Source organism: Methylobacterium sp. E-016, assembly GCF_022829745.1.
In the GTDB taxonomy this organism is placed as follows: domain Bacteria; phylum Pseudomonadota; class Alphaproteobacteria; order Rhizobiales; family Beijerinckiaceae; genus Methylobacterium.
Genome location: NZ_JAKSYF010000079.1, coordinates 239200 through 245344, shown reverse-complemented (window position 1 = coordinate 245344; position 6145 = coordinate 239200). Strand labels below are relative to the sequence as shown.

The following is a 6145-nucleotide window of genomic DNA, read 5'->3' as shown; positions in this document are numbered from 1 at the left end:
TGCAAGCCTTCGCCGCTTTTGACCCCGCACGGTTGCAGGCTGAGAATGAGTGGCGAAGCTTCATCGTCGCCGTTCGTGGTGACGTGCTGGTTGGAATGATGCAAGTTGGAGACGATCAGATCACCGACCTGCACGTCGATCCGGCCTATTGGAATGAAGGTGCCGGCTCGAAGCTACTTGTCGCGGCCGAGCGGCAGGTCGCGCGCTTTCATTCGGTCGTGCGTCTGGAGGTGCGTGGGTTCAACACCCGAGCACGTGGCTTCTACACCCGCCATGGTTGGAAAGAGGTGCGCACATATCCCGGCACGGAGTGTGGAAGCCCTGTCGAGAATGTGGAGATGCAGAAGCGCATCAAATCGTAGGATTTGCAGAAGACGATGCCGCCACCTTTTAAGGTAGAGCTGACCGATCACGACCCCCGATGGTCGGCGGCAGCTCAAACGGAAGCTTCGGTTCTCCGCGCTGCGCTTGGCCCGAACCTGCTGGCCGTCCACCACGTGGGATCAACAGCCATTCCAGGCCTGCGAGCAAAGCCGATCCTCGATCTTCTGCCTGTGGTCCGAAATTTTGATGAGGTGGACCTTAAAAAAACAGATCTCGAACGGGTCGGCTACGAATGGTGGGGTGAGTTCGGGCTTCCTGGACGGCGTTATGCTACGAAGAATGAGCCAAGCACCGGGCGGCGTCTTGTGCAACTACACTGCTACGGTGTCGGCGCGCCGGATATCGACCGCCATCTCGCCTTCCGCGACTACCTTCGCCGAAATCCGCAGGTTGTCACCTCCTACGAGGATGAGAAGGCTCGCTGCCTAGCGCTTCATCCTGACAACTCTCACGAGTATGGCGCATGCAAGAGTGTGTGGATCGATGCCATTGAAGCCGCTGCCGTGGCTGAATGGCGAAGTACCTGAGCGATTGAAGTCTGCTTTGTAGCAGTCCAAACGGCGTTCCAGGCGACCGCGTTGGGTCGGTAGCCGTATGGCGGTTTGGTGTGGTTTCCTGCCTGTCGGCTTCTGGTCGAAAGGTCGTCAAAGCAGACGAAGTGCTAGGGCACCTTCAGCGACAGTTCCTCCGAGGGCGATACAAGCCCAGCCCCAATCGCGATCCAGACGAGATGGGCGTCGGTGCGTGCCCCAAGAGTGGCGCGGATTACCGAGAGGTTGTTGTGCACCGTTTTGAGGCTCAGACACAGCGCCTCAGCGACGGCCTGCGCGGTCATCCCCCCGACGGTCAGGCTCAAGATTTCGAGCTCCCGCGGGCTGAGGTCGTCAAGCGCTGTGCGCCCGCCGACCACCTCGTCCTGAGCGATCGCGCGCGCGATGTCGGCGCTCATCGCCCGCTCGCCGCGAAGCACGGTCGCCACCGCCGCCAGCAGCTCACGGGGTGGGCTCGCCTTACTGACATACCCGCTCGCCCCGGCGGCGAAGGCTTGGCGCGCGATCATCGCCCCGGTGCGCATGCTGAACACGACGATGCGAGCTGACCCATCCCATTGGCGGATGTGACGGATGGCCTCGATACCGCTTGGGCCCGGCAGCGACAGGTCGAGGATCACGAGATCGGGCGCGTGAGCCTTGTATTGGGAATAGGCCATTGCCGCGTTCTCGGCTTCAGCGACCACGACCAAGCCCGGCTGTCGCTCGATCAGGCGACGATAGCCCTCGCGCACGACTGGATGGTCATCGACGAGCAGGATGGTCGTGGCCATGAGGCGATCTCAGCCGGCCGTCGGCACGGATGCGCAGGCACGGATGCCGGTGCCGGTCCCGGTGAGCGAGAAACTTCCGCCGAGGGCGTCGAGCCGGGCCCGGATGCCGACGATCCCACGGCCCGTGTGGGACGCGGTTCGGGACACATCGCCCCCGCCGTCATCGTCGAGCGTCAGCGTTACCGTTCGTGGTCCGGCATCCGAACGGCCGAGCCGCAGGAAGATCCGGCTCGGCCGGCCATGGCGCAAGGCGTTCGTCAGCAGTTCCTGCGCGATTCGATAGAGGCTCACCGCCACGTTCTCGGGTATGTCGGTGAGATCACCCCTGACATCGAAGTGCAGGGCCGGCCCGGACCTGAATTGTCCTCGCCAATCTGCCACGAGGCCACGCAGAGCCTCCTCCAATCCAGATTCGGAGAGATCGGGCAGTTCGAGGCGGGCCAGGGCTCCACGCAGGCTCTCCCGCATGGTGGCGATGATGGCTTCGATACCCTGGGCGTCCTCGCGAAGATCGTCGCGCTCCGGGGGGGCAGCCAGTTCGATTGCTGTAGCACGTGCCCCCGCAGCGGCCAGGCACTGGCCGAAGGCATCGTGCAAGTCGCGCGCGAGCGCCTGCCGCTCTTCTTCCTGAACCGTGACGAGCCGCTGCATCAGGCCCGCGCGCTCGGCCTCAATGTGGGCAAGCCGGTCGGCGAGGGCGTTGCAGGCCCGGGCAATCCGGTCGAACTCGGTGGCGGCAAAGCTTGGCAGCGGCGGGCGGGTGCCGGCCATGTCGAGATTTTCCAGCCCGTGCACGATCCGCCCAACCGGTGCGACGAGGCGCGTCACGGCGAGCCAGTTGAGAAGGAGCGTCGCCGCCGCCAAACCAAGGGCTAGTCCGCCTGCGAGGCGCGTGCGCTGCCAGAGACGAGCCGCCGATGCCATCGGATCGGGCCATGCCGTGACACTGCCGATGGTGCGTTCACGATACACGATCGCCCGGATCGTCGGCGCGGCAGCGGCCTCCCAGACGAGGGCTTCGCGGAACCACCCAGGGGCGGCATCGAGGCCGTCCCAATCACCGCAAAAGCGGCGAGGCAATTCCACGCCGAGATGAATGTCGGCGCAGATGCCCGGCAGGAGCGTGACGATGGCCGGAGCGGCCTGCGGTGCGTTGGCGGGCATTGCAGCTGGTCCGGCGCTTCCGAGGCCCGGCTGACGCGCGAGCTGCGCGGCGATCCGATCTGCCGACATTGCAGCCTCCCAGCGGAGGCTTGCGTGAGCGTCCCAGGCGGCCCCTGCGATCGCCCCCACTAGGCAGAGCACGGCCACAACAAGAAGGCGCAGACCGAGATGTGTGGGCAGGCTCATGGATCAAGCAGCCGGGCTCGAAGCGAGGCTGTGATTTGGCACTGGGACCGTTGGGGTGCGCAAGCCATGGCTCACTCGGACGGGAAGAATGCCCGGGCTTCAGCGGGAGGACTTCCCTGGTCTGATCCCGCCACGATCCGGAGGATGGTGCTGCCCCCCCTCCACGGAGCCGACCATGTCGCTTCACTTGTCTCGCCGTAACCTCCTGGCTGCGTCCGCCCTGCTCCCGCTCGGATTTCACCTCCCTGCAATGGCCGCGCCCGTGAATGGCCCGTACCGGATCGGCGCGTTCACGGTGACGCCGTTGCGCGACGGCCTCTTTCCGCTGGAGCCGAGCATGATCCCGGCCGCCGAAAGCCAGGCGGGACAAACCTTGCTGGAGGGGGCCGGTCTTCCTGCGAAGGGCCCGTCGCCGGAGCCGGTCAACGCGTTCCTAATCCGACGCGGGGAACGGCACTGGCTGCTCGATGCGGGCTGCGGCACCGTCCTCGGGCCGGGCTTCGACCGGGTGACCGCGGCACTGGCGGCGGAGGGCGTGCGGCCGGAGCAGATCGAGACCATCTGGCTCAGCCATCTGCACGCCGACCATGCCGGCGGTCTCTTGACGCCGGACCGCCTCGCGCGGTTCGCAAACGCGGAACTCGTGCTGCAGGAGCGTGAGGTGGCTTACTGGTCGGATGCGGCTGCCAGAGCCTCCGCTCCGGTTCCATTGAGCCCGATGTTCGAGACCGCACAGGCGGTGCTGGCGGCCTATCCTGACAGGATCCGGCATGTCTCCGGCGAGGCCGAGCTAGCACCGGGTATCCATGCGCTGCCGCTGCCCGGCCATACACCGGGACATATGGGCGTCTTGATCGCGGACGGCTCCAACCGCCTGCTGATCTGGGGCGATATCGTCCACTCGCGGATCCTACAGATGCCGCATCCGGATTGGACGGTGATCTGGGACACCGATCCAGCGGAGGCGATCATAACGCGACGGCGCATCCTCGACCGTGCGGCAGTCGACGGCTTGAGGGTGACGGGGATGCACCTCGCCACGAGCGGGCGGATCGAGCGCGCTGATACGGGGTACACGCTGATCTAGGTGCACCAAAACGCCAGGACCGCGGGCGTTCGTTTCCAAGGGTTGTCCAATGAACAATCAGAGACCGCATCGGGTCGGCAGCCGAACGACCGCTCCGGGTGGATCTCTGCTGGTCCGCTTTCGGAGAGCAACAAACGTGAGCAGGCATTGCCGCCGCGCCCGTTCACGACCCTTCTCGGACCCTGGGGAGGTCCGCTTCCAGGCTGTTAAGGTAGAGGCCAACATCCGGGTTGGGTGGATTTCTGCCGGTCCGCTTCCGCTCAGTCATGCAGCGGAAGCAGACGTTTGCGAGTTGTGTCAGGCCGCGCGGACGGTCGCCAGAAAGCGGCCGACCTCGGCCGTCAGGTGCTCGGACTGGCGCGAGAGTTCCGACGCCGCCCCGAGCACTTGGCTCGCTGCCGCGCCCGTGTCCTCCGCCGCGCTCGCGACCCCGGCGATGTTGCCGGTCACCTCGCCGGTGCCAGCAGCCGCCTGGGCGACGTTGCGCGCGATCTCCTGCGTGGCGGCCCCCTGCTGCTCAACGGCCGCGGTGATCGAGGTGGCGGAGGCGCTGATGTCCCGGATCCGCTGCGTGATGCCGCCGATCGCCGCCACGGCCTGACCGGTCGAGGCCTGGATCAGCCCGATCTGGCCCGAGATCTCCCGGGTCGCCCGAGCCGTCTGGCCGGCCAGCTCTTTCACCTCGGACGCCACGACGGCGAAGCCCCTGCCGGCCTCACCGGCGCGCGCCGCCTCGATGGTGGCGTTGAGGGCCAGCAGATTGGTCTGGCCGGCGATGGTGGAGATCAGCCCGACCACGTCGCCGATCCGCTCGACGGCCCCGCTCAGTTCGAGCACCAGGGCACCCGTCTGATCGGCCTCGGCCACGGCCTGCCGCGCGATGGCCGCGGAGCCGTCCACCTGCCGGCCGATCTCCAGGACGGAGGAACCGAGTTCCTCGGCCGCCGCCGCGACCGTACCGACGTTGCTGGCCGCTTCCTCCGCGGCTGCGGCGACGGCCGTCGACTGCGCGGCAGTCTCGGCGGCGGTGCCACTCATCGCACCAGCCGTGGCCTGTAGTTCGGTCGCTGAGGACGACACCGTGCCGATAATGCCACCGATTGCCTGCTCAAAGCTGTCGGCCATCTGCCGCATGCCTGCCTTGCGCTGCTCCTCCGCGGCGAGGCGTGCCTGCGCGGTCTCCGCCTCCAGAGCCCGGGTGTGGATCAGGTTGTCCTTGAACACCTGCACGGCCGCCGCCATGGCACCGATTTCGTCGCGACGTTCCTTGGCCGGCACCTCTTGGGTCAGATCGCCCGCAGCGAGCCCAGTCATGAACGCCGTCATGGCCCGCACCGGTCGCACCACACTACGCCCTATAAGGGTAGCCAGAAAACCGATCATCACCGCAACGATGGCCGCGCCGCTGAGCAGACGCATCAGGGTCGGGCGCATCTGCGCCGCCGTGTCGTCCGCGTAGATGCCCGATCCGATGATCCATCCCCAAGGCGCGAAGCCTTTCACGTAGGAGATCTTCGCCACCGGCTGATCCAGGCCAGGCTTCGGCCATAGATAGGGGACGAAGCCCGCGCCCGACTGCTTCACCTGCTTGACCATATCAACGAAGAGGTGCTTGCCCGCCGGATCGACGATCCCGCCGATGTCTTTGCCGATCAGGTCCGCCTTGGGATGCAGCACCATGCGAGGCTGCATATCTTGGATCCAGAAATACTCGCTGCCCGCGTAGTGCAGGCCCCGAACGGCCGCCACGGCCGCCTGCTGGGCAGCATCGCGGCTCATGCGGCCGGCGCGCTCTTCGCCCTCAAAGTAAGCGAGCACCCCTTGCGCAGTCTCGACGAGATCACGCGTCTTCAACTCGCGCGCGTCCGTGACCGTCTGGGACATATCCCAGCCTGCGAGCCCGATCAGCACCGCCATGCCACCGAGTGCGGTCAGGGTGATCAGCTGTATGCGGGTGCCGACGTGGAAAGACATGAGATCCTCTTCTGAACTGCGCCAAG

Annotated in this window: 6 protein-coding genes; 3 read left to right on the top strand and 3 right to left on the bottom strand. The window is 66.2% G+C overall.

Annotated elements, in window-relative coordinates; translation table 11 throughout:
- Together MKK68_RS10150 and MKK68_RS10145 are read left to right on the top strand one after the other, a co-directional pair.
- Positions 1-362, top strand: a 362-nt coding sequence (locus MKK68_RS10150; RefSeq protein WP_244030116.1) for a GNAT family N-acetyltransferase, incomplete at its 5' end; no start/stop codon positions are given.
- A 15-nt stretch (positions 363-377) separates the two neighbouring features.
- Positions 378-911 carry a GrpB family protein gene (locus MKK68_RS10145; RefSeq protein WP_244030114.1) on the top strand — a complete coding sequence of 178 codons (534 nt, stop codon included), beginning with the start codon at positions 378-380 and terminating at the stop codon, positions 909-911.
- Between the two features lie 134 nt (positions 912-1045).
- On the opposite strand, the gene MKK68_RS10140 is transcribed toward MKK68_RS10145, so the two are convergent.
- Together MKK68_RS10140 and MKK68_RS10135 are read right to left on the bottom strand one after the other, a co-directional pair.
- A complete protein-coding gene (locus tag MKK68_RS10140; protein WP_244030112.1) occupies positions 1046-1708 on the bottom strand; it encodes a response regulator transcription factor in 663 nt (220 codons plus the stop codon).
- 9 nt (positions 1709-1717) lie between these two features.
- Positions 1718-3058 (bottom strand): sensor histidine kinase, encoded by a 1341-nt coding sequence (locus tag MKK68_RS10135; RefSeq protein ID WP_244030111.1) that lies wholly within the window; start codon positions 3056-3058, stop codon positions 1718-1720.
- 175 nt (positions 3059-3233) lie between these two features.
- Between MKK68_RS10135 and MKK68_RS10130 the strand changes: the two genes are divergently transcribed.
- Positions 3234-4145: an MBL fold metallo-hydrolase gene (locus MKK68_RS10130; protein ID WP_244030109.1), complete on the top strand. Its 912-nt coding sequence runs from the start codon at positions 3234-3236 to the stop codon at positions 4143-4145.
- 297 nt (positions 4146-4442) lie between these two features.
- On the opposite strand, the gene MKK68_RS10125 is transcribed toward MKK68_RS10130, so the two are convergent.
- Positions 4443-6119, bottom strand: coding sequence for a methyl-accepting chemotaxis protein (locus tag MKK68_RS10125; RefSeq protein WP_244030108.1), 1677 nt, complete (start codon positions 6117-6119; stop codon positions 4443-4445).
- Between the last annotated feature and the right edge of the window lie 26 nt (positions 6120-6145).

Bases quoted from the DNA above. Each gene is read 5' to 3' on its own strand.
- MKK68_RS10130 (WP_244030109.1), top strand. From the start codon at position 3,234: ATGTCGCTTCACTTGTCTCGCCGTAACCTCCTGGCTGCGTCCGCCCTG.
- MKK68_RS10145 (WP_244030114.1), top strand. From the start codon at position 378: ATGCCGCCACCTTTTAAGGTAGAGCTGACCGATCACGACCCCCGATGG.
- MKK68_RS10125 (WP_244030108.1), bottom strand. From the start codon at position 6,119: ATGTCTTTCCACGTCGGCACCCGCATACAGCTGATCACCCTGACCGCA.
- MKK68_RS10140 (WP_244030112.1), bottom strand. From the start codon at position 1,708: ATGGCCACGACCATCCTGCTCGTCGATGACCATCCAGTCGTGCGCGAG.
- MKK68_RS10135 (WP_244030111.1), bottom strand. From the start codon at position 3,058: ATGAGCCTGCCCACACATCTCGGTCTGCGCCTTCTTGTTGTGGCCGTG.